22 protein-coding genes are annotated in these 20,444 nt (G+C 68.2%); 9 read left to right on the top strand and 13 right to left on the bottom strand.

Annotated elements, in window-relative coordinates:
• The first annotated feature begins 201 nt into the window (after positions 1 to 201).
• Entirely contained in the window at positions 202 to 1,218 is a 1,017-nt protein-coding gene (locus AC1D1T_RS05120) for an ATP-binding protein (protein ID WP_477827827.1), read from the top strand.
• On the opposite strand, the gene AC1D1T_RS05115 is transcribed toward AC1D1T_RS05120, so the two are convergent.
• From AC1D1T_RS05115 to def, 9 genes are all read right to left on the bottom strand, one after another.
• Positions 1,215 to 2,420, bottom strand: a complete 1,206-nt coding sequence (locus AC1D1T_RS05115; protein ID WP_047507722.1) for a threonine ammonia-lyase — start codon at positions 2,418 to 2,420, stop codon at positions 1,215 to 1,217. The two genes, AC1D1T_RS05120 and AC1D1T_RS05115, sit on opposite strands and share 4 nt — an antisense overlap.
• A gap of 19 nt (positions 2,421 to 2,439) precedes the next feature.
• Positions 2,440 to 3,870: a pyruvate kinase gene (pyk, locus tag AC1D1T_RS05110; RefSeq protein WP_047507720.1), complete on the bottom strand. Its 1,431-nt coding sequence runs from the start codon at positions 3,868 to 3,870 to the stop codon at positions 2,440 to 2,442.
• A gap of 115 nt (positions 3,871 to 3,985) precedes the next feature.
• Positions 3,986 to 5,176: a phosphoglycerate kinase gene (locus tag AC1D1T_RS05105; protein WP_465110645.1), complete on the bottom strand. Its 1,191-nt coding sequence runs from the start codon at positions 5,174 to 5,176 to the stop codon at positions 3,986 to 3,988.
• Between the two features lie 95 nt (positions 5,177 to 5,271).
• Entirely contained in the window at positions 5,272 to 5,601 is a 330-nt protein-coding gene (locus tag AC1D1T_RS05100; RefSeq protein ID WP_465110646.1) for an AzlD domain-containing protein, read from the bottom strand.
• Positions 5,598 to 6,362, bottom strand: coding sequence for an AzlC family ABC transporter permease (locus tag AC1D1T_RS05095; RefSeq protein WP_047507714.1), 765 nt, complete (start codon positions 6,360 to 6,362; stop codon positions 5,598 to 5,600). The genes AC1D1T_RS05100 and AC1D1T_RS05095 overlap by 4 nt, the downstream gene beginning before the upstream one ends.
• A gap of 35 nt (positions 6,363 to 6,397) precedes the next feature.
• Positions 6,398 to 6,850 carry a hypothetical protein gene (locus AC1D1T_RS05090; protein ID WP_477827465.1) on the bottom strand — a complete coding sequence of 151 codons (453 nt, stop codon included), beginning with the start codon at positions 6,848 to 6,850 and terminating at the stop codon, positions 6,398 to 6,400.
• A gap of 115 nt (positions 6,851 to 6,965) precedes the next feature.
• A complete protein-coding gene (gene htpX / locus AC1D1T_RS05085) occupies positions 6,966 to 7,811 on the bottom strand; it encodes a zinc metalloprotease HtpX (protein WP_465110648.1) in 846 nt (281 codons plus the stop codon).
• 54 nt (positions 7,812 to 7,865) lie between these two features.
• Complete coding sequence (gene fmt / locus AC1D1T_RS05080; RefSeq protein WP_477991542.1) at positions 7,866 to 8,822, bottom strand: methionyl-tRNA formyltransferase; 957 nt, start codon at positions 8,820 to 8,822, stop codon at positions 7,866 to 7,868.
• A gap of 13 nt (positions 8,823 to 8,835) precedes the next feature.
• Positions 8,836 to 9,348 carry a peptide deformylase gene (def, locus tag AC1D1T_RS05075; protein WP_047507706.1) on the bottom strand — a complete coding sequence of 171 codons (513 nt, stop codon included), beginning with the start codon at positions 9,346 to 9,348 and terminating at the stop codon, positions 8,836 to 8,838.
• A 208-nt stretch (positions 9,349 to 9,556) separates the two neighbouring features.
• Here def and AC1D1T_RS05070 point away from each other — a divergent pair, with 208 nt between their 5' ends.
• The 3 genes from AC1D1T_RS05070 to AC1D1T_RS05060 all read left to right on the top strand — a co-directional run bounded on the left by AC1D1T_RS05070 (position 9,557) and on the right by AC1D1T_RS05060 (position 12,459).
• Positions 9,557 to 10,726, top strand: coding sequence for a LysM peptidoglycan-binding domain-containing protein (locus AC1D1T_RS05070; RefSeq protein ID WP_465110650.1), 1,170 nt, complete (start codon positions 9,557 to 9,559; stop codon positions 10,724 to 10,726).
• A gap of 59 nt (positions 10,727 to 10,785) precedes the next feature.
• Positions 10,786 to 11,943, top strand: coding sequence for a DNA-processing protein DprA (gene dprA, locus AC1D1T_RS05065; RefSeq protein WP_477825074.1), 1,158 nt, complete (start codon positions 10,786 to 10,788; stop codon positions 11,941 to 11,943).
• 63 nt (positions 11,944 to 12,006) lie between these two features.
• Positions 12,007 to 12,459 (top strand): Smg family protein, encoded by a 453-nt coding sequence (locus tag AC1D1T_RS05060; protein ID WP_047507702.1) that lies wholly within the window; start codon positions 12,007 to 12,009, stop codon positions 12,457 to 12,459.
• A gap of 70 nt (positions 12,460 to 12,529) precedes the next feature.
• Here AC1D1T_RS05060 and AC1D1T_RS05055 read toward each other — a convergent pair whose 3' ends face one another.
• Genes AC1D1T_RS05055 through yajC form a run of 4 tightly spaced genes read right to left on the bottom strand, consistent with a single transcriptional unit; the run spans position 12,530 to position 18,158 of the window.
• Positions 12,530 to 14,821, bottom strand: coding sequence for a DUF1631 family protein (locus AC1D1T_RS05055; protein ID WP_477825075.1), 2,292 nt, complete (start codon positions 14,819 to 14,821; stop codon positions 12,530 to 12,532).
• Between the two features lie 40 nt (positions 14,822 to 14,861).
• Complete coding sequence (gene secF / locus AC1D1T_RS05050; protein WP_477825076.1) at positions 14,862 to 15,893, bottom strand: protein translocase subunit SecF; 1,032 nt, start codon at positions 15,891 to 15,893, stop codon at positions 14,862 to 14,864.
• Positions 15,894 to 15,925: 32 nt separating this feature from the next.
• Positions 15,926 to 17,815, bottom strand: a complete 1,890-nt coding sequence (gene secD / locus AC1D1T_RS05045) for a protein translocase subunit SecD (RefSeq protein ID WP_047507696.1) — start codon at positions 17,813 to 17,815, stop codon at positions 15,926 to 15,928.
• A 10-nt stretch (positions 17,816 to 17,825) separates the two neighbouring features.
• Positions 17,826 to 18,158 (bottom strand): preprotein translocase subunit YajC, encoded by a 333-nt coding sequence (gene yajC / locus AC1D1T_RS05040; protein ID WP_047507694.1) that lies wholly within the window; start codon positions 18,156 to 18,158, stop codon positions 17,826 to 17,828.
• Between the two features lie 271 nt (positions 18,159 to 18,429).
• Here yajC and rplN point away from each other — a divergent pair, with 271 nt between their 5' ends.
• Genes rplN through rpsH form a run of 5 tightly spaced genes read left to right on the top strand, consistent with a single transcriptional unit; the run spans position 18,430 to position 20,428 of the window.
• Entirely contained in the window at positions 18,430 to 18,798 is a 369-nt protein-coding gene (rplN, locus tag AC1D1T_RS05035) for a 50S ribosomal protein L14 (protein ID WP_011831006.1), read from the top strand.
• Between the two features lie 25 nt (positions 18,799 to 18,823).
• A complete protein-coding gene (rplX, locus tag AC1D1T_RS05030) occupies positions 18,824 to 19,141 on the top strand; it encodes a 50S ribosomal protein L24 (protein ID WP_047507692.1) in 318 nt (105 codons plus the stop codon).
• 10 nt (positions 19,142 to 19,151) lie between these two features.
• Positions 19,152 to 19,691, top strand: coding sequence for a 50S ribosomal protein L5 (rplE, locus tag AC1D1T_RS05025; protein ID WP_047507690.1), 540 nt, complete (start codon positions 19,152 to 19,154; stop codon positions 19,689 to 19,691).
• An 8-nt stretch (positions 19,692 to 19,699) separates the two neighbouring features.
• Complete coding sequence (gene rpsN / locus AC1D1T_RS05020; RefSeq protein WP_047507688.1) at positions 19,700 to 20,005, top strand: 30S ribosomal protein S14; 306 nt, start codon at positions 19,700 to 19,702, stop codon at positions 20,003 to 20,005.
• 27 nt (positions 20,006 to 20,032) lie between these two features.
• Positions 20,033 to 20,428, top strand: coding sequence for a 30S ribosomal protein S8 (rpsH, locus tag AC1D1T_RS05015; RefSeq protein WP_047507686.1), 396 nt, complete (start codon positions 20,033 to 20,035; stop codon positions 20,426 to 20,428).
• The last annotated feature ends 16 nt before the right edge of the window (positions 20,429 to 20,444 follow it).

The raw sequence follows: 20,444 nt of genomic DNA, 5'->3' as shown, positions 1-20,444 counted from the left end.
AACTCGCAGCATTGTACTGAGCAGCTCCGCGGGAAAACCCCGTGCCGGCGATGGCCTCCCCCGAGCGCGGGGGGCGGCGAGCCGGTCTCCAGCATGCACCGGAAATGGCCGGTCTTCCAGCCGCTTTTCCTGCTCAAGTCGCGCGGCGGGCGCGGGACACTGTTTGCAACATCCGACCGTCCCGCTGGAGGGAAACCCGTCATGGCCCGACTCGACCTGAATGCACTCACGCTGTGGATCACCGCGGCGGCCCACCAACAACCGCAGGACTTGGCGTCGCAGGTGATGGAGCGGGCCGGCGTCTCGCGCGCCACCGCCAACAAGGCGCTGCGCCGGCTGGCCGAGATGGCGTGGCTGCTGCGCGAAGGCAGCGCCTCGCGGCCGCTGTACCGGCCCGGCACGATGCGCCAGGTGGTGCAGCGCTACCCGCTGCACGGCCTCGGCGAGGACCTGCCGTGGTCGCGCGACTTCTCGCCGTTCTTCACGCTGCCGGATGCCGTGCGCCGCATGCTGCACCACGCCTTCACCGAGCTGCTGAACAACGCGATCGACCACAGTGCCGGGCAGAGCGTCACGGTGTCGATGCGCCAGACGGCCAGCCACGCGCAGCTGCTGGTGTCCGACGACGGCCGCGGCCTGTTCGACAAGATCAACGAATCCTTCGCGCTCGACGAGCCGCATCTCGCGATGCTCGAGCTCAGCAAGGGCAAGCTGACCAGCGCGCCGGACCGCCACTGCGGCCGCGGGCTGTTCTTCACCTCGAAGCTGGCCGACGTGTTCGACCTGCACGCCAACGAATCGGCGTTCCAGCATCGCGGCTGGGAGGCCGGCCGCTGGCGCGAAGGCAAGCCGCTGAAGCACCAGGGCACGTCCATCTACGTGGCGTTCGCGCTGGACAGCACGCGCACGCTGGAGCAGGTGCTGCAGGCGCACAGCGCCGACGGTGCCGGCTACGACTTCGAGCGCACCGTGGTGCCGCTGCGCCTGCTGACGACGACGCAGTCGGGACTGGAATCGCGGGCACAGGCACGCCGCGTCGGCGCCCGCCTGAACCAGTTCCGCCGCGCGGAGGTCGACTTCAGCGGCGTGACGAGCGTCGGGCACAGCTTTGCGGACGAACTGTTCCGCGTGCTGGCGAACGAGCAGGAAGGCCTGGACCTGGTGCCGATCAACATGCTGCCGGCGGTGGCAGCCATGGTGGGCAGCATCCGCCGCTAGCCGATCCGCTCGGCTCGATAGCCCTGGGCGCGCATCGCGGCCAGGATCTCCTCGATGTGGGCCACGCCGCGCGTGTGCACCACCACCTCGATCTCGGCGCGCTCCACCGACAGCGAGCTGAACGCCCGCTGGTGCTGCACCTCGTCGATGTTGGCGCCCAGCTTGCCGAGCAGCGTCGCCACGTCGGCCAGCGCGCCCGGCACGTCGCGCACGTCCATGCGCAGGCGCGCCAGCCGGCCCGACTTCACCATGCCGCGCTGGATGATCTCGCCCAGCACCAGCGGCTCGATGTTGCCGCCGGAGAGGATCAGCCCGACCTTGCGTCCGGCGAAGCGCGCGCGGTGCTTCATCAGCGCCGCCAGGCCGACGGCGCCGGCGCCCTCGACCACCGTCTTCTCGATCTCCAGCAGCATCAGGATCGCCTGCTCGATGTCGTCCTCGCCGACCAGCAGCACGTCGTCGACATGCTGCTTGATCAGCGGCGCGGTCAGCACCCCGGGCACCTTGACGCCGATGCCGTCGGCGATCGTCGCCTGCGCGCTCTCGCGCTGCTGGTTGTGCACCACGTTCCAGACGGCGGGGAAGCGCTCGGTCTGCACGCCGATCACCTGGATGCCCGGCTTCAGCGCCTTGGCAGCGCTCGCGATGCCGCCGATCATGCCGCCGCCGCCGATCGCCACCACCAGCGTGTCGAGCGCCGGCTGCTGCGCCAGCATCTCGAGCGCGATCGTGCCCTGGCCGGCCGCCACATCGAGGTCGTCGTAGGGGTGCACCAGCGTCAGGCCGCGCTCCTGCGCGAGGCGCAGACCGTGGGCACGGGCGTCGTCGAAGGTGTCGCCTTCGAGCACCACGGTGGCGCCGAAGCCGCGCGTGCGCTCGACCTTCACCGCCGGCGCGAAGCGCGGCATCACGATGGTGGCGGGGATGCCCAGGCGCTGCGCGTGGTACGCGACGCCCTGTGCATGGTTGCCGGCCGAGACGGCGAGCACGCCGCGTGCGCGCTCGATGTCGCTCAGCTGGGCGATCTTGTTGAGGGCGCCGCGCTCCTTGAAGGAGGCGGTGAACTGCAGGTTCTCGAACTTCAGGAACACCTCGCAGCCGGCGATGGCCGAGAGGGTTCGCGAAGGCACGCAGGGGGTGTCGAGCACCTGGCCGTGCAGGCGCTCGGCGGCGGCACGGATGTCAGCGAGGACTAGGGTCATCCCGCCATTGTGCTTGGGCTCAGCCGACTCGGCACACCTTCAGCATGTTGGTGCCGCCGGGGTAGCCCATCGGCTCGCCGCAGGTGATCGCGTAGGTGTCGCCCGGCTTCAGCACGCCCTTCTCGACCAGCAGCAGCTCGGCGCGCTTCAGCGCCTCGTCGCGGTCGCTGAAGTTCGGCATCAGCAGCGGGCGCACGTTGCGGTACAGCATCATCTTGCGCTGCGTGACCACCTGCGAGGTCAGGCCGTAGATCGGCACGTGGATCTTATGGCGGCTCATCCACAGCGACGTGGAGCCCGACTCGGTCAGCGCGAGGATCGCCTTGCAGCCCAGGTGGTAGGCGGTGAAGAGCGCGCCCATCGCGATCGACTGGTCGATGCGGCCGAACTTCTTGTTCGTGAAGCCGGCGTCCAGCGAGATCTCCTCGGCGCGCTCGGCCTCGATGCAGATCGTGGACATCATCTCCACCGTCTCGACCGGGTACTTGCCGGCCGCCGTCTCGGCGCTCAGCATCACCGCGTCGGTGCCGTCGAGCACCGCGTTGGCCACGTCGCTCACCTCTGCGCGGGTGGGCACCGGGTTGACGATCATCGATTCCATCATCTGCGTCGCGGTGATGACCACGCGGTCCATCTCGCGCGCCATCTTGATCATGCGTTTCTGCAGTGCGGGCACCGCGGCGTTGCCGACCTCGACCGCCAGGTCGCCGCGCGCGACCATGATGCCGTCGCTCGCACGCAGGATGCTCTCCAGCGCCGGGATCGCCTCGGTGCGCTCGATCTTCGCGATCAGCGCCGGCTTGTGGCGCCACGGCTCGCCGGCCACGTTGGCCAGCTGGCGCGCCATTTCCATGTCGGTCGCGTTCTTCGGGAAGCTCACCGCCAGGTACTCGCACTGGAAGCTCATCGCGGTCTTGATGTCCTCCATGTCCTTGGCGGTCAGCGCCGGGGCGGTCAGGCCGCCGCCGGCCTTGTTGATGCCCTTGTTGTTCGACAGCTCGCCGCCGATCACGACGGTGGTGTGCACCTGGTCGCCGCGCACCGCGTCGACCGTCAGCTTCAGCAGCCCGTCGTTCAGCAGCAGCGTGTCGCCGGGCTTCACGTCGCGCGGCAGCTCCTTGTAGTCGAGGCTCACGAGCTCGTTGGTGCCGAGCGCGGTGCTGCTGGCGTCGAGCACGAACTTCTGGCCCGGCTCGAGCATCGTCTTGCCGCCCTCGAACTTGCCGACACGGATCTTCGGGCCCTGCAGGTCGGCCATGATGGCCACTTCCTTGCCGGCGGCGCGGGCGACCTCGCGCACCAGGTTCGCGCGGTCGATGTGGTCCTGGGCCTTGCCGTGCGAGAAGTTCAGGCGCACGACGTCGACGCCGGCGCGGATCATCTGTGCGAGCACCTCGGGCGAGCTGGAGGCGGGGCCGAGGGTGGCGACGATCTTGGTGGCGCGGGGCATGGTGGAGGTCTCCTGTATTTTCATTGTGGATCAGCGCGCTGCACCGGCCGCCGCCGGGCCGTCCCAAGGCGGCCGCGCCCCCTCGGGGGGCAGGAACGCAGTGACGTCGGGGCGGTCACCCTGCACGGCGCTGCAGGATCTCGAAGGCGGGCAGGGTCTTGCCTTCCAGCACTTCCAGGAAGGCACCGCCGCCGGTCGAGATGTAGCCGACATCCTTCTCGATGCCGTACTTCGCGATCGCGGCCAGCGTGTCGCCGCCGCCGGCGATGCTGAACGCATCGGAGGCGGCGATCGCGCGCGCCAGCGTCTCGGTGCCGTGCGCGAACGCATCGAACTCGAACACGCCGACCGGGCCGTTCCAGACGATGGTGCCGGCGGCCTTCAGCTGGGCGGCGAGCCTGGCCGATGTCTCCGGGCCGATGTCGAGGATCAGGTCGTCGGCTTCGACGGCCGAGGCCGCCTTCACGGTGGCCGGCGCATCGGCCGCGAAGGCCTTCGCGGTGACGACGTCGGTCGGGATCGGCACCGCGGCGCCGCGCGCCTTCATGGCCTCGATCACCGCCTTGGCCTCGCCGACCAGGTCGGCCTCGACCAGCGACTTGCCGATCGGCAGCCCGGCGGCCAGCAGGAAGGTGTTGGCAATGCCGCCGCCGACGATCAGCTGGTCGACGTTCTTCGCGAGCGACTGCAGGATCGTCAGCTTGGTGCTGACCTTGCTGCCGGCGACGATCGCCACCAGCGGGCGTTTCGGGTTGGCCAGCGCCTTCGTGATCGCGTCGATCTCGGCGGCCAGCAACGGGCCGGCGCAGGCGATCTTCGCGAACTGCGCGATGCCGTAGGTCGAGGCCTCGGCGCGGTGCGCGGTGCCGAAGGCGTCGTGCACGAAGATGTCGCACAGCGCGGCCATCTTGCGCGAGAGCTCCTCGCTGTTCTTCTTCTCGCCCTTGTTGACGCGGCAGTTCTCGAGCAGCACCACCTGGCCCGGCGCGACCTGCACCCCATCGACCCAGTTCGCGATCACCGGCACGTCGCGGCCGAGCAGCTCGCCCAGGCGCTTCGCGACCGGGGCCAGCGAATCCGCCGGCTTGAACTCGCCCTCGGTCGGGCGGCCCAGGTGCGAGGTCACCATCACCGCGGCGCCGGCCTTCAGGGCCAGCTCGATGCAGGGCACCGAGGCGCGGATGCGGGTGTCTTCGGTGATGCGGCCGCTGTCGTCCAGCGGCACATTCAGGTCGGCACGGATGAACACGCGCTGGCCTGCAGCTTTGCCTTGGGCTGCAAGGTCTTCAAAACGGAGAACGTTCATGGGTGGCCAAAGTTAGAGGGGGAATTCTAGGGATGCCGCAGGCGCAAAAGTTACGAAGCGGTTCCGAGATCCATTGGACACCAGCCGGACGGCGTCTACCACCCCAGCAGCAGTTTCAGCGGCATCAGCACGGCCATGCCGACCACGATGGTGCCGAGGATGCCGCGGCGCCAGAAGAACCAGGCGGTGGCGGCCGCCACGGCGTAGATGCGCGCGTCCTGCCAGGTGCTGATCAGCTGGCCGTGGCTCATCACGACCTCGGGCACGACGACGGCCGCCAGCGCCGCGAGCGGGGCGAAGCGCAGGCCGCGCTGCACCCAGCCGGGCAGGCGCAGCTCGCGTTCGGGAATCAGGAAGAAGCAGCGGGTGACCACCGTGATCACGGTCAGGCCCACGATCGTGATGAAGGATTCCCAATCACTCATGACGCCACCCTGTCGCGCGGCTTGGCGCGCATCAGCGACGCGAGCACGCGCCGTCCGGCATCGCCGCCGCCGTCGATCATCAGCCCGATGCACACCGCGGCGGCGATCGCGACCACGATGTTCAGCCGGTACGGCAGCGCGAAGGCCGCGACGGCGGCGGCGCCCGCCACCACCGCCGCGAAGCTGGTCGCCTTGTCGGACAGCAGCGCGTAGCCCAGCCCGAGCAGCGCCAGCACGCCGGCGAAACCGAGGCCCCAGTGCGTCGGCACCACGTCGGCCAGCACGATGCCGAGCACCGACGGCACCTGCCAGGCCAGCCAGCTCATGAAGCTGCTGCCGAGGAAGTACTCGACCTGGCCCTCGTCGTCGCGCGGCTCCTTGAACCTCTTCATGAAGAGCACGTAGTTCAGGTCGGCGGTCAGGTAGCCGAGCAGCATCCGCTGGCCGCGCGGGAAGCGCATGAAGAACGGCCGCCAGTGGGCGCTGAAGATCACGAAGCGCAGGTTCACGCACAGCGCGGTGGCCCAGATCACCCAGGCCGGCGAGCCGGCGCCCATCAGCGGGATGGCCGCCAGCTGCGCGCTGCCGGCGAACACCGCGAAGGTCATCAGCAGCGACAGCGGGATCGAGAGCCCCGCCTTCACCATCGCGACGCCGGTCACCAGGCCCCAGGCGGCGATGCCCAGGCTGACGCCGGACATCTCGCGCATGCCGAGGGCGAACTGGGGGTGGCGGACGAGGGCGCGCAGCGGGGAACTCATGCGGGCATTGTCACCGCATGCGGGTTATCCCGCTGTCAGGTGTCGTTGTGGCGGGCCGCCTTGGCGCCCGGCGTCTTGGCCGGCCGCTTCTCGGCGGCGGGCGCGGGGGTTTCAGCCGGGGCGTCGCCTTCGGGGGCGGCCTTGGCCTCGGACTTCGCGTCGGCGCGGACGTCCGCCTTGGGCTCGGCCTTGGATTCACCCGACTTCGCGCCGCCTGCCAGCTGCGGCACCACCGGCTCGATCTTGTTCTCGCGCATGTAGTCGTTCATGTCGCGCCAGCCGGCGAACACCGAGGCCTTGTCGGCCTTCTTGTTCAGCGCGTAGCAGTCCTCGATGGCCCGGTTGGCGTGGCGGCAGGCGCCGCCGATCGCGCGGCCGTCGGCCTCGCGGGCCGCGGCCAGCTTCTCGGCCGAGTCGACCCCCAGCATGTCGCAGCCGGCGAGGGCGGCGGCGCAGAGCAGGAACGCGGTGATCAGGTGGCGTGGCATGGCGGGCGGTGGTCCGGGGACGGGGCTGTGGCTGCAGTGTCCGCTGGTTCGCGGGCGGGGCAGGCGTGAAAAAGCCCCTCGAAGAGGGGCCAGTTCCAGGCTTTGCCGAAGAAGCTCAGGCCGGGCGCATCGCCATCAGGCGGGCGACGCGCTCTTCCGTCGACGGGTGGGTCGAGAACAGCCCGCGCAGCCCGCCGCCGGACAGCGGGTTCATGATCATCATCTGCGCCGTCTCCGGGTGGCGTTCGGCGGCCTCCATCGGCATGCCCTGCGCGTAGCGGTGGATCTTCTGCAGCGCGCTGGCCAGCGCCTGCGGGTCGCCGGAGATCTCGGCGCCGCCGCGGTCGGCCTCGAACTCGCGGGCGCGGCTGATCGCCATCTGGATCAGGCTCGCCGCCAGCGGCGCGAGCAGCATCACCAGCAGGCCGACGATCGGGTTGTGCGGCCGGCCCTCGCTGTCGCGGCCGCCGAAGAACATCGCGAAGTTCGCGAGCATCGAGATCGCGCCGGCCATCGTCGCGCTGACCGTGCTGATCAGGATGTCGCGGTGCCGCACGTGCGCCAGTTCATGGGCCATCACGCCACGCAGCTCGCGCTCGCTGAGCACGCGCAGGATGCCGGTGGTGGCGGCCACCGCCGCGTGCTCCGGGTTGCGGCCGGTAGCGAAGGCGTTCGGCGCGTCTTCGTTGATCAGGTAGACGCGCGGCATCGGCAACTGGGCGCGCTGCGCGAGCTCGCGCACCATCCGGTAGAACTGCGGCGCCGAGGTCTCGTCGACCTCCTGCGCGTTGTACATGCGCAGCACCATCTTGTCGGAGAACCAGTAACTGAAGAAGTTCATGCCGACGGCGACGAGCAGCGCGACCATCATGCCGGCGCGGCCGCCGATCATCGCGCCGATGGCCATGAACAGCGCCGTGATGGCAGCCATCAGCACCGCGGTCTTCAACAGGTTGAACATGGAGAGGCCCTTTCTCTGGCTACAGGGCCTCAGATGAGGTCCTGCGCTTCAAGTTCAATCGGCGCGGCCAAAAGCGCTGCCCGGCGCGACCGGGCGCGACTGCAGCCAGGCCGCCGCCGCCAGCCGCTTGCCGCCCGGGCGTTGCAGCTCGGTCAGCCGCAGCGATCCGGTGCCGCAGGCGACCTCGAGGCCCTCGGGGCCGCTGGCCAGCACGCTGCCGGGTGCGCCGCTGCCGGCGCGGACTTCGCCGCGCCACAGCTTCACCGTCTCGCCCTCCAGCAGGCCGGTGGCGCCGGGGAACGGGTCGAAGGCGCGCAGCCGGCGCTCGATCTGGTCGGCGGACAGTGCCCAGTCGACCGCGGCCTCCGCCTTGTCGATCTTGTGCGCGTAGGTCACGCCCTCGGCCGGTTGCGGCGTGCGCGGCATGCCGCCACAGGCCGCCAGCTCGAGCGCCTCGACGATCAGCCGGCCGCCGAGCGGCGCCAGCCGGTCGTGCAGGCTGGCGGTGGTGTCGGCCGGCCGGATCGGCAGTGTCTCGACCAGCAGCATGTCGCCGGTGTCGAGCCCGGCATCCATCTGCATGATCGTGATGCCGGTCTGCGTGTCGCCGGCCTCGATCGCGCGGTGGATCGGCGCCGCGCCGCGCCAGCGCGGCAGCAGCGAGGCATGGATGTTCAGGCAGCCGCGTGCCGGCAGGTCGAGCACCCACTGCGGCAGGATCAGTCCGTAGGCGGCCACGACCATCACGTCGGGGCGGGCGGCCAGCAGCGCCGTGCGGGCAGCGGCGGCATCGTCGGGGTACTTGCCGTCCAGGCGCAGGCTGCGCGGCTGCGCGACCGCGATGCCATGGCTTTCGGCGAATGCCTTCACCGGCGACGGCTGCAGCTTCATGCCACGGCCGGCCGGGCGGTCCGGCTGGGTCAGCACCAGCGGGATCTCGAAGCGGGCGGCATGCAGGCGGGCCAGTGCGACCTGCGCGAACTCAGGGGTGCCGGCGAAGACGACGCGCATCGGGGCAGGCCGCTCAGGGACGCTGTTCGTCGCGGGTGCGCTTCAGCATCTTGGTCTTGATGCGGTCGCGCTTCAGCGAGCTCAGGTACTCGACGAACACCTTGCCCAGCAGGTGGTCCATCTCGTGCTGCACGCACACCGCGAGCAGGCCTTCGGCGTCGAACTCGTAGCTTTCGCCGGCGCGGTTCAGCGCCCGCACGCTGACGCGGGCGTGGCGCGGCACCTTGTCGTAGACCTGCGGCACCGACAGGCAGCCTTCGTCGCCGGTCACCATCTCTTCACTGAGCGCGGTCAGCTCGGGGTTGATCAGGACGTGCGGTTCGTCACGGCGTTCCGAGGTATCGATCACGATCACGCGTTCGTGGACGTCGACCTGCGTCGCCGCCAGGCCGACGCCGTCGGCCTCGTACATGGTCTCCAGCATGTCGTCGACAAGCTGTCGGATGCGTGCGTCCACTTGCGTGACGGGCTTGGCCACGGTGTGCAGGCGGGGATCGGGGTAACGGAGGATAACGAGCTTGGCCATGTGGGAAACGCGCAACGCCGGACGGCGTGACAGGACGCACGCGAGGTGTGTCCGGAAGTCAATTTCGTTGCGATATCAAGGGTTTAGGGGCAGAATCTGTGAAACTGAATGAAGATTTTCGCTGAGCCGCAGGCATCGTGCCGCGGCCCGGTTCAGTTAACCGCACAACGCAGCATTGTGCTGCCTGAGCGCCCGGAGACTTACCTTCATGACCCGAAGCCACCGTATCGCCCTGTCGTTCCCCCGGGCTGCCGCCATCACCGTTGCGCTGGGCGTCTGCTTCGGTTCCGCGACCGCGAACGCACAAGCCGGCAACTACCCGATCACTCCCAAGCAGCGCAGCACCGCGCAGCAGGTGGCCGAAGCCGGCGTCGCGCTGTCTGACCTGTCCCCCAATGCGCCCGATTCGTACACCGTGAAGAGCGGCGACACGTTGTGGGGCATCTCCAGCATGTTCCTGGTCAGCCCGTGGCGCTGGCCCGAGCTGTGGGGCATGAACCTCGACCAGATCCGCAACCCGCACCTGATCTACCCGGGCCAGGTGCTGTTCCTCGACAAGGCCAACGGCCGTGCGCGCCTGCGCGTCGGCTCCGGCGAGCAGGGCGGCGTCGTCAGGCTGTCGCCGCGCGTGCGCGAAGGCGACCTGTCGCGCGACGGCATCCCGGCGATCGCACTCAACCTGATCGAGCCGTTCCTGAACGAGGCCGTGATCGTCGACGAGAACGAACTCGCGAAGGCGCCGCGCGTTGTCGCGACGCCGGAAGCCCGCGTGCTGCTGGCGCGTGGCGACAAGGCCTATGTGCGCGGCGACCTGGGCGGCGTGCGCAACTTCCGCTTCTTCCGCGAGCCGCAGCCGCTGCGCGACCCGACCACCAACGAGGTGCTGGGCTACGAGGCCTTCTACCTCGGCACCGGCGAGCTGATCCGCCAGGGCGACACCAGCGGCACCGCGCGTGCCGACGACATCGTTCCCGACACCTTCATGCTGACCAGCATCCGCCAGGAAGTGCGCGTCGGCGACAAGCTGTCGCCGGTTCCGCCGCGCGAATTCCAGAACTACATCCCGCGCGCGCCGCAGTCGCCGATCACCGGCCAGATCGTCTCGGTGTACGGCGAGGCCGTGGCGGCCGGCCAGAACCAGATCGTGTCGCTGAACAAGGGCGCGCGCGACGGGCTCGAGAAGGGCAACGTGCTGGCGCTGTGGAAGGACGGCCCGCGCACCGTCGACAAGACCGAGAAGGGCACGCCGGCGATCAAGCTGCCGGACGAGCGCCATGGTTTCCTGTTCGTCTTCCGCGTGTTCGACCGCATGTCGTATGCGCTGATCCTGTCGGTGCAGGAACCGGTCCGCCGCGGCGACCGCTTCACGCAACCCTGATCGCCATCCGCTGATCGCGACCGCAGCGTTGTCAAGCGGTCGCCGGTCGGTCGACCGGCATGGGTGCTTCCCCCGCGTTCCACGAGTCCGTCCCGATCGATGATTGGGCGGACTGGGTTCGGGTGGTCGAAACCCCCGGCATGGGGCGCGAGGCGGCTCGCAAGCTGCTGGCCGCCTTCGGGTCACCTGCGGCCGTGCTGCAGGCCGGCTCAGCCGCTCGCCGGCACGTCGTCGAGCCTGCCATCGCGGATGCGCTGGAGGACCTGCCCGCCGGGCTTGCCGACCTGCTGGACAGGACGCGCCGCTGGCTCGCGGCGTCATCCGCCGAGGCGCCGCGCCGCATCGTCACGCTGGGCGACCCTCGCTACCCGGCCGCCCTGCTGCAGACCGCCGACCCGCCGCTGATGCTCTATGCCGAAGGGCGCATCGAGCTGCTGGCCGCCCCGTGCGTGGCCATCGTCGGGAGCCGGCAGGCGACGATCCAGGGTCTCGCGAATGCAAAAGCCTTCGCCCAGGCGCTGGGCGAGGCCGGCATGACCGTGGTGTCGGGGCTGGCCCAGGGCATCGATGGCGCCGCCCACGAAGGGGCGCTGCAGGGGCCGTCGAGCACCATCGCGGTGGTCGGCACCGGCCTGGACCAGGTCTTCCCGAAACGCCATGCCGCCCTGGCGAAACGCATTGGCGTCGAAGGGCTGATGCTGAGCGAATACGCGCTGGGCATGCCGCCGCTCGCGCACAACTTCCCGCAGCGCAACCGCATCATCGCCGGCCTGTCGCGCGGCACGCTGGTCGTCGAGGCGGCGCTGCAATCGGGGTCGCTGATCAGCGCCCGGCTCGCCAGCGAGGCGGGTCGCGAGGTGTTCGCGATTCCCGGCTCGATCCATTCGCCGCAGTCTCGCGGCTGCCACGGGCTCATCAAGCAGGGCGCCAAGCTGGTCGAGAGTGCGGCCGATGTGCTCGAGGAGTTCCAGCTCCAGCACCCGGGTGATATTGGGATGGCGGCTGGAGCGAAGGCCGACGTGGGCGTTGACTCCGGCAGCATCCCCGACGATGCCGTCATGGCGGCGCTCGGCTTCGAGCCCGTCACGCTGGACGCGCTGGTCGCACGCACCGGATGGTCGGCGCAGCAGCTCAACATCCGCCTGCTGGAGCTGGAATTGGAAGGCCGCGTGAGCCGGCTTCCGGGCCAGCTGTTTCAGAGGGTTTCAGCCGCCTGAGCCACCCCGGACCCAGGGCTTTTTGCCAGTCATGCAGCAGTGACCGTGCGGTATAGTGGGTTCATGTTCGACGTGCTTGTCTACCTGTACGAAAACTACTGGCGGCCGGACGCATGCCCGGACCACGCCCAACTGACACGCAAGCTGTCAGCGATGGGCTTCGAGTCCGATGAGATCGAAGAGGCGCTGTCCTGGCTCGACGGCCTGGCGACGGCAGCGCAGTCGTACGGCGGCGAGCAGGGCGCCGACAGCCTTCGCGTCTACACACCCACCGAGCAGGAGCATCTGGGCGAGGCGTCCATCGGCTTCGTCAGCTTCCTCGAATCGGCCGGCGTGCTGCCGCCGCCGATGCGTGAGATGGTCATCGATCGCGCGACGGCGATTTCCGGCGGACCGGTCGACCTCGAAGACCTGAAGATCATCGTGCTGATGGTGTTCTGGAGCCTGGGCGAAGAACCCGATGCGCTGATCCTGGACGAGTTGTTCGTCGACGAGGCGGATCGGTTGATCCACTGACTGCCCACTCACTCCACCAACAAAAAAGCCACCGGACGCGGTGGCTTTTTTGTTGGCGGGCCGGGAGGGATCAGTTCAACAACCGGCTCGGATCGACATCGAGCTTGGCCAGCGCGCTGCGCGTGGCCCGCACGGTCAGCGATTCATCCTGCGCCGGCACCAGCAGGCCGGCCTGCAGGAAGGCCGCCAGGCGGTGCTGCTGGAACAGGATGCCGCGCCCATGCGGCGACACGAACAGCGCCAGCTGGCGGCGCAGGCCCTGCCAGGCGAGCTGCACGGCCTCGTTGCGATTGCGGTAGTCGAGCATGTACCAGCCGCCGACCTGCAGCTCGCGCGCCCAGGTCAGCATCGCCGGCGTCGGCATCGAGCCGCCTTCGCCGACCACCTCGAGCTCGGCGCTCTCGTGGCCCGACAGGTCCAGCACCATCGCCTCGTCGATGTCGACATCGGCCGATTCCGGCAGCATTTCCTCGAGGGTCTCGAGGCGGACCATCAGTTCCTCGAGCCGCTCCTGCGGGATCGCGGCCGTCTTCGCGGTGAACGCCGCGGCGAGCGAGTTGTTCAGCCGCTGGATGTGCTCGTCCTGGCGCTCCGGCGAGACGCCGGCGTGGTCCATGCCTTCGCGCAGCGTCTTCAGCAGCGGCGGCAGGCGGCGGATCACTTCGGCGCGTTCCTCGCGGGAGACCTTCGCGCTCGCCGACCAGATCAGGTCGGCCGCGGCGCGCTTCATCGTCTTCGTCTCGGTGCCCTGCGCGCCGCTCTTCACCGCGGTCATCGCCATCACGTCGGCCCAGACCTGGAACAGGAAGTCGCGCACGCCTTCCTGCACCGGCACCTCGTTGAGCATCTTGCGCAACTCGATCGTGTACTGGATCGCGAGCGTCTCGCGCTGCTCGACCTGCTGGGCCAGCGAGACGCCCTTGCGGGTCGCCTCGTTCTCGTTCTGGAAATAGTTCTCGAGGAACTTCTCGAACTCGGTCAGCACGGTCTGGAACACCCGGCGCCCGGTATCCGGGTACGCCTCGACGACCTGCACGACGCGCTTGATCTCGCGCTCCAGCGCATCGCCGACGGCGCGGCTGGTGGAGTCGAAGCCCATCACGCAGGCCCCCATGCGATCGATCAGCCGGCGCGCCGGGTGGTCGACGGTCGCGAAGAAGTCGGGCTCGCTGACGGCCACCCGCAGCACCGGCATCTGCAGCCGGGCGAACCAGACCCGCACGACGGCAGGGATGCGCTCCTCGGTCAGGATGCTCTGGAACAGCAGCGCGACGATCTCGATCGTGGCGCGCTCGACCGGCGTCGACGCGGCCTTCTTCAGCGCCTGCTTGCGCTGGTGCAGTTCCTCGAGCAGGGCCGGGGTGCTGACCTGGCCGGGCGAGGTGCGCGGGGAATCGGGCGAGCCCGATCCGAGGCGCCGCTGGATGCCTTGCTGGGCGTCCGTGATCGCGGCCCGCAGCTCGGGCGAGGCCGAATTCATCGGTGCCGTGCGGCTGAAATCGGGGAGCTGCCGGCCGATCAGGCGGTTCAGGCGTCCGAGCACCGCCTCGGCGTGGTCGGACCCGCGGGCGAAGCCGCCGGCCCGGGTCATCATGCGGGTTTCCTCGCCGACGCCGGTGCGGCCGAAGCCGGTGCCTGCCGGCGATGCGACGGTTGCCGGCCCGCCGGAGGCTCCACCGCCGCCGGCAGCGCCCTGGCCATTGCGCGTGCGCCGGATGAACGGCCGCAGATCGACGTCGGGCAACACGCCCTTCTGCACCAGCCAGCGGTTGGTCTCGTGATACGCCTCTTCGGCGAAATGCGCGAATTCCTCGTGGATCACGCCCTGCAGCGTGCGCCACAGGTCATGGTTGAGCGAGGCCCCGCGCCAGGCGGCGGTGACGATGCGGGCCAGTACATGGGGGCGCAGCACGTCGTTGGTGTCGAGTTCGTCGCGGCGTTCCATCGCCGACATGCGCGAGCGCAGGTCGGTGAACTCCCACGACGACTTGTCCATCATCGCCAGCGCCAGCCGCGAACTGAGGATCTCGACCTCGATGGTGTCGTCGTCGACCAGCGTCATGCTGGCCGCGCGACCGGGCAGCGGCAGGTCGCCGGGGCGCGATGCCGACACCATGCCGTTGCCGAGCGAGGCACGCAGCGCCGTCGTCATGCCGCTGACCCACAACGGCGCGGCGCGGCGCAGATCGGCCGCCGCATCGCGGCGCTTGTACTGGATCCCGTGCTCGGCCGTCTGGGCGGCCAGCAACCGGGCGCCTTCCTCGACAGCCTGGACGATGCCGGGCACGCCGTAGAGGAGCCGCTCGACGTAGGAGCGGCGCGCCTGGGCGGCCAGGGCCAACGAATCGGCGGCGGTCGCCATGAAGGTGTCGGATAGCGATCGAGTGGGGGAAGTCCTTACTCTACACCACCGCTCCGGCGTTCGGATCGTCCGGATCGGTCTCTTTGACCGTCGCTTTCATCAGGTCTTCACGCTTCACGCCCAGCCACATCGCGATGGCGGCGGCCACGAAAACCGACGAGTAGATGCCGAACAGGATGCCGATCGTCAGCGCCACGGCGAAGTAGTGCAGCGTCTGGCCGCCGAAGATCAGCATCGACAGCACCATCATCTGGGTGCTGCCGTGCGTGATGATGGTGCGGCTCATCGTGCTGGTGATCGCGTGGTCGATGACCTCGGGCGTCGTCATCTTGCGGTACTTGCGGAAGGCCTCGCGGATCCGGTCGAAGATCACGACCGATTCGTTGACCGAGTAGCCGAGCACCGCGAGCACGGCCGCCAGCACCGACAGGCTGAACTCCCACTGGAAGAACGCGAAGAAGCCCAGGATGATGATCACGTCGTGCAGGTTGGCGACGATCGCGGCGACCGAGAACTTCCACTCGAAGCGGAAGGCGAGGTACAGCATGATCCCGGCGATCACGAAGACCAGCGCCTTGGCGCCGTCCTCGGCCAGTTCGCGACCGACCTGCGGGCCGACGAACTCGTTGCGGCGCAGCGATACCGGCTCCGCGTCCCCGACCTTGCAGACCGGGCGCGACACGGCCTCGCCCTTGTCGCTGACCGACTGCAGCGTCGACACCGTGCCGTTCTCGGCCTTGCACAGCGCACCGAACACCCGCTCGACGACCACGTCCTGCTTGATGTCCGTCCGCACCGGCAGGCGGATCAGCACGTCGCGCGCGCTGCCGAAGTTCTGCACCTGGGCCTCGCCCAGCTGCAGGCCTTCGACGATGCCGCGCACCCGGTTGATGTCGGCCGACTGCGAATAGGCGGTCTCGATCAGCGTGCCGCCGGTGAACTCGACCGACAGGTGCAGCCCGCGGGTCGCGAGGAAGAACACCGCCGCCAGGAAGGTCAGCAGCGACACGACGTTGAACACCAGCGCATGCCGCATGAACGGGATGTCGCGCTTGATCCGGAAGAATTCCATGGAATTGCCTGCTAGTTCGGGTGTTGCGTGGGTCAGCCTTGCGGCTGGTCGCCCGGCGTGGCCGGTGCGCCCTGCGGGCGCCAGACCTGGCCGATCGACACGCTCTTGAGCTTCTTCTTGCTGCCGTACCAGAGGTTCACGAGGCCGCGCGAGAACATCACCGCCGAGAACATCGACGTGAGGATGCCCAGGCAGTGCACCACGGCGAAGCCCTTGATCGGGCCGGAGCCGAAGGCCAGCAGCGCGACGCCGGCGATCAGCGTGGTGACGTTGGAGTCGAGGATGGTCGCGAACGCACGCTCATAGCCGGCGTGGATCGCCGCCTGCGCCGATGCGCCGTTGCGCAGTTCCTCGCGCACCCGCTCGTTGATCAGCACGTTGGCGTCGATCGCCATGCCCAGCGTCAGCGCGATGGCGGCCACGCCCGGCAGTGTCAGCGTGGCCTGCAGCATCGACAGCACCGCCACCAGCAGCAGCAGGTTGAACGCGAGCGCCAGCGTCGAGAACACGCCGAACAGCAGGTAGTAGCAGCACATGAACAGCGCGATCAGGGCAAAGCCGCCCATCACGCTGTGGAAGCCCTTGGCGATGTTGTCGGCGCCGAGCGTCGGGCCGATCGTGCTCTCCTCGATGATGTCCATCGGCGCAGCCAGCGAGCCGGCGCGCAGCAGCAGCGCGGTGTCGGTGGCCTCGGACGGCGTCATCGAGCCGGAGATCTGGAAGCGGTTGCCGAGCTCGCCCTGGATCACCGGCGCGGTCACGACCTCGCCCTTGCCCTTCTCGAACAGGATGATCGCCATGCGCTTGCCGATGTTGTCGCGCGAGGTGTCGCGCATGATGCGCGCGCCCTTCGCATCGACGGTCAGGTCGACCTTCGGCTGCTGGGTCTGGCTGTCGAAGCCGGGTTGCGCATCGGTCAGGCTGTCGCCGGTCAGCACGACGTTGCGCTTGACGATGATCGAGCGGCCGCCACGTTCGGTGAAGCGCTCGGTGCCGAACGGCACCGGTCCGTTGCCGGCCGCCGCCGAATTGGCTTCGGCGCTGTCGTCGACCATGCGCAGCTCGAGGGTCGCGGTGCGGCCGAGGGTCTGCTTGGCGCGCGCGGTGTCCTGCACGCCCGGCAGCTCGACGACCACGCGGTCGACGCCCTGCTGCTGGATCACCGGTTCGGCGACGCCCAGTTCGTTGACGCGGTTGTGCAGCGTCGTGATGTTCTGCTTGATCGCGGCGTCCTGGACCAGGCGGGCGGCCGCCGGCTTCAGCACGCCGGACATGCGGACCTCGGTGCCGTCGGGCGTCTCGGTCCACTGCAGGTCGGGCAGCTGTTCGGTCAGCAGCGCGCGCGCCGCATTCACCGTCTCGCGGTCACGGAAGCGCACCTCGACGGTGTTGCCGTCGCGCGAGATGCCGGCGTGGCGCAGGTTCTTGTCGCGCAGCAGCGTGCGGATGTCGCCGGTCAGCGCCTCGGCCTTCTTGGTCAGCGCCGACTTCATGTCGACCTGCATCAGGAAGTGCACGCCGCCACGCAGGTCCAGGCCCAGGTACATCGGCAGCGCACGGATCGCGGTCAGCCAGTGCGGCGAGCGCGACAGCAGGTTCAGCGCGACGACGTAGCTCGGGTCGTTCGGGTCCGGGTTCAGTGCATTGGCGATCGCTACCTTGGCCTTGCCCTGGGTGTCGACGTCGCCGAAGCGGGCGCGCACCGAGTTGCCGTCGAACTCGACGAAGTCGGACTGGATGCCGGCCGCGGCCAGCGCCTGCGACACGCGCTGCGTCATCGACGCATCGAGCTTCAGCGTCGGCTTGCCGCTGCTGACCTGCACGGCCGGCGCTTCGCCGAACACATTGGGCAGCGTGTACAGCAGGCCGACCACCAGCGCGATCCCGAGGATCGCGTACTTCCACCACGGATAGCGATTCATGGCACCCTGCTTACTTGACCGTGCCCTTGGGCAGCACTTGCACGATGGAGCTGCGCTGCACCTGCACCTCGACGCCGGTGGCGATCTCGACGTGGATGAAGGTCTCGCCGAGCTTGGAGACCTTGCCGAGCAGGCCGCCCGCGATCACGACCTCGTCGCCCTTGGCGACGGCCTCGATCATCGCCTTGTGCTCCTTCTGCCGCTTCATCTGCGGGCGGATCATCACGAAGTACATCACCACGAACAGCAGCACGAACGGCAGCATGCCGGTGATGCCGCCACCGAACGGCGACTGGGCGCCTGCAGCGGGAGCGGCCTGGGCAAAAGCTTCGGAAATGAACACGTGAGAATCCTCAGTGGACGCCCCTGCGTGCCAGACGGCCCCGGGGCAGAAATGAAAAGTCCGCGATTGTAGGTTGTGGCGCGCGGGCAAAGTCCTGGTGCCGCACCCGGTTTCTTTTGCCGGCCCGGGTTGACACGGGTTTCAGAAATCCCCCATAATCCGCAGCTTCGCCGAAACGCCCGTTGCACTTGTAGTGAAACGAGCCTCGGCTCCGCCCAAACCACGGGCCCAAGACTGACTGCGCTTGCGCAGTACAAGTTGGGGACAGAACATGATTCAAATGCAATCGCGGCTTGATGTCGCGGACAACACTGGCGCGAAATCCGTCATGTGCATCAAGGTGCTCGGCGGCTCGAAGCGTCGTTACGCCGGCATCGGTGACGTGATCAAGGTCAGCATCAAGGAAGCTGCGCCGCGTGGTCGCGTGAAGAAGGGCGAGGTCTACAGTGCCGTCGTCGTTCGCACCGCCAAGGGCGTTCGCCGCCAGGACGGCTCGCTGGTCAAGTTCGACGGCAACGCCGCCGTCCTGCTGAACGCCAAGCTCGAGCCGATCGGCACCCGCATCTTCGGCCCGGTCACGCGTGAACTGCGTACCGAGCGCTTCATGAAGATCGTTTCGCTCGCACCTGAAGTGCTCTGAGCTGAGACAAGTCAAAGGACGAGCCATGAACAAGATTCGTACAGGCGACGAGGTCATCGTGTTGACCGGTCGCGACAAGGGCAAGCGCGGCAAGGTCGTCGCACGTGTCGATGCTGACCACCTGACCGTCGACGGCGTGAACGTCGTCAAGAAGCACGTCAAGCCGAACCCGATGAAGGGCACCACCGGCGGCATCGTCGACAAGGTCATGCCGATCCATCAGTCGAACATCGCCATCTTCAATGCGGCGAGCGGCAAGGGTGATCGCGTGGGCATCAAATTGCTGGCTGACGGCAAGAAGGTCCGCGTGTTCAAGTCCAGCGGCGAAGAAATCAAGGCATAAGAGGTTAGCCATGGCTCGTTTGCAACAGTTTTACCGCGAGAAGGTCGTTCCCGACCTCGTGACGAAGTTCGGCTACGTCTCGACGATGCAGGTTCCCCGCATCACGAAGATCACGCTCAACATGGGCGTGAGCGAGGCGGTCTCGGACAAGAAGGTCATGGAACACGCTGTCAGCGACCTGACCAAGATTGCCGGCCAGAAGCCCGTGGTCACGAAGTCGAAGAAGGCGATCGCCGGCTTCAAGATCCGTGACGGCGTGCCCATCGGCTGCATGGTCACGCTGCGTGGCGTCCAGATGTATGAATTCCTGGACCGCTTCGTCACGATCGCGCTGCCGCGCGTTCGTGACTTCCGCGGCATCTCGGGTCGTTCGTTCGATGGCCGTGGCAACTACAACATCGGCGTCAAGGAACAGATCATCTTCCCCGAGATCGAGTACGACAAGGTCGATGCGCTGCGTGGTCTGAACATCAGCATCACGACGACTGCCAAGAGCGACGATGAAGCCAAGGCGCTCCTCGCTTCGTTCAAATTCCCGTTCAAGAACTGAGGTGGCCCGTGGCTAAGACATCCCTCATCCAGCGCGAAGAGAAGCGCGAGCGACTGGTTGCCAAGTTCGCGAAGAAGTACGCCGAGCTGAAAGCTACGGCGAACGACGCGAAGAAGTCCGACGAAGAGCGCTACGCCGCGCGCCTGGAGCTGCAGAAGCTGCCGCGCAATGCGTACCCGACGCGTCAACGCAACCGTTGCGAGCTGACCGGCCGCCCGCGTGGCACCTTCCGCAAGTTCGGCCTGGGCCGCAACAAGATCCGCGAACTCGCGTTCAAGGGCGACATCCCCGGTGTCGTCAAGGCCAGCTGGTAATCGGCAGGACGATCAGGAGATATTCGAATGAGCATGAGTGATCCTATCGCCGATCTGCTGACGCGCATCCGCAACGCACAGATGGTCCAGAAGACCTCCGTGACGATGCCGGCGTCGAAGCTGAAAGTGGCGATCACGCAAGTCCTGAAGGACGAGGGCTACATCGAGAGCTTTGCGCTGGTGGGCGAAAAGTCCAAGCCGCAGCTCGAGATCACGCTGAAGTACTACGCCGGCCGCCCGGTGATCGAGCACATCGAGCGCGTCAGCCGCCCGGGTCTGCGGATCTACAAGGGCCGCCACGACATCCCGAGCGTGATGAACGGTCTCGGTGTCGCCATCGTGACCACGCCGAAGGGCGTGATGACGGACCGCAAGGCTCGCCAGGCCGGTATCGGCGGCGAAGTGCTTTGCTACGTCGCCTAAGCAACGGAGAAGCGAA

The sequence above is a fragment of the Rhizobacter sp. P2_H3 genome (assembly GCF_056403355.1).
The sequence above is the reverse complement of the archived record's forward strand: the minus strand, read 5'-3'. Positions and strand labels throughout refer to the sequence as shown.

Excerpts from the sequence above, each read along its gene's own strand:
- rplX (WP_047507692.1), top strand. The coding sequence starts at position 18,824 with ATGAACAAGATTCGTACAGGCGACGAGGTCATCGTGTTGACCGGTCGC.
- AC1D1T_RS05115 (WP_047507722.1), bottom strand. The coding sequence starts at position 2,420 with ATGACCCTAGTCCTCGCTGACATCCGTGCCGCCGCCGAGCGCCTGCAC.
- rplE (WP_047507690.1), top strand. The coding sequence starts at position 19,152 with ATGGCTCGTTTGCAACAGTTTTACCGCGAGAAGGTCGTTCCCGACCTC.
- dprA (WP_477825074.1), top strand. The coding sequence starts at position 10,786 with ATGGGTGCTTCCCCCGCGTTCCACGAGTCCGTCCCGATCGATGATTGG.
- AC1D1T_RS05070 (WP_465110650.1), top strand. The coding sequence starts at position 9,557 with ATGACCCGAAGCCACCGTATCGCCCTGTCGTTCCCCCGGGCTGCCGCC.
- htpX (WP_465110648.1), bottom strand. The coding sequence starts at position 7,811 with ATGTTCAACCTGTTGAAGACCGCGGTGCTGATGGCTGCCATCACGGCG.
- fmt (WP_477991542.1), bottom strand. The coding sequence starts at position 8,822 with ATGCGCGTCGTCTTCGCCGGCACCCCTGAGTTCGCGCAGGTCGCACTG.
- secD (WP_047507696.1), bottom strand. The coding sequence starts at position 17,815 with ATGAATCGCTATCCGTGGTGGAAGTACGCGATCCTCGGGATCGCGCTG.
- AC1D1T_RS05095 (WP_047507714.1), bottom strand. The coding sequence starts at position 6,362 with ATGAGTTCCCCGCTGCGCGCCCTCGTCCGCCACCCCCAGTTCGCCCTC.
- rpsH (WP_047507686.1), top strand. The coding sequence starts at position 20,033 with ATGAGCATGAGTGATCCTATCGCCGATCTGCTGACGCGCATCCGCAAC.
- def (WP_047507706.1), bottom strand. The coding sequence starts at position 9,348 with ATGGCCAAGCTCGTTATCCTCCGTTACCCCGATCCCCGCCTGCACACC.
- AC1D1T_RS05100 (WP_465110646.1), bottom strand. The coding sequence starts at position 5,601 with ATGAGTGATTGGGAATCCTTCATCACGATCGTGGGCCTGACCGTGATC.
- AC1D1T_RS05055 (WP_477825075.1), bottom strand. The coding sequence starts at position 14,821 with ATGGCGACCGCCGCCGATTCGTTGGCCCTGGCCGCCCAGGCGCGCCGC.
- secF (WP_477825076.1), bottom strand. The coding sequence starts at position 15,893 with ATGGAATTCTTCCGGATCAAGCGCGACATCCCGTTCATGCGGCATGCG.
- AC1D1T_RS05120 (WP_477827827.1), top strand. The coding sequence starts at position 202 with ATGGCCCGACTCGACCTGAATGCACTCACGCTGTGGATCACCGCGGCG.
- AC1D1T_RS05090 (WP_477827465.1), bottom strand. The coding sequence starts at position 6,850 with ATGCCACGCCACCTGATCACCGCGTTCCTGCTCTGCGCCGCCGCCCTC.
- AC1D1T_RS05060 (WP_047507702.1), top strand. The coding sequence starts at position 12,007 with ATGTTCGACGTGCTTGTCTACCTGTACGAAAACTACTGGCGGCCGGAC.
- rplN (WP_011831006.1), top strand. The coding sequence starts at position 18,430 with ATGATTCAAATGCAATCGCGGCTTGATGTCGCGGACAACACTGGCGCG.
- AC1D1T_RS05105 (WP_465110645.1), bottom strand. The coding sequence starts at position 5,176 with ATGAACGTTCTCCGTTTTGAAGACCTTGCAGCCCAAGGCAAAGCTGCA.
- pyk (WP_047507720.1), bottom strand. The coding sequence starts at position 3,870 with ATGCCCCGCGCCACCAAGATCGTCGCCACCCTCGGCCCCGCCTCCAGC.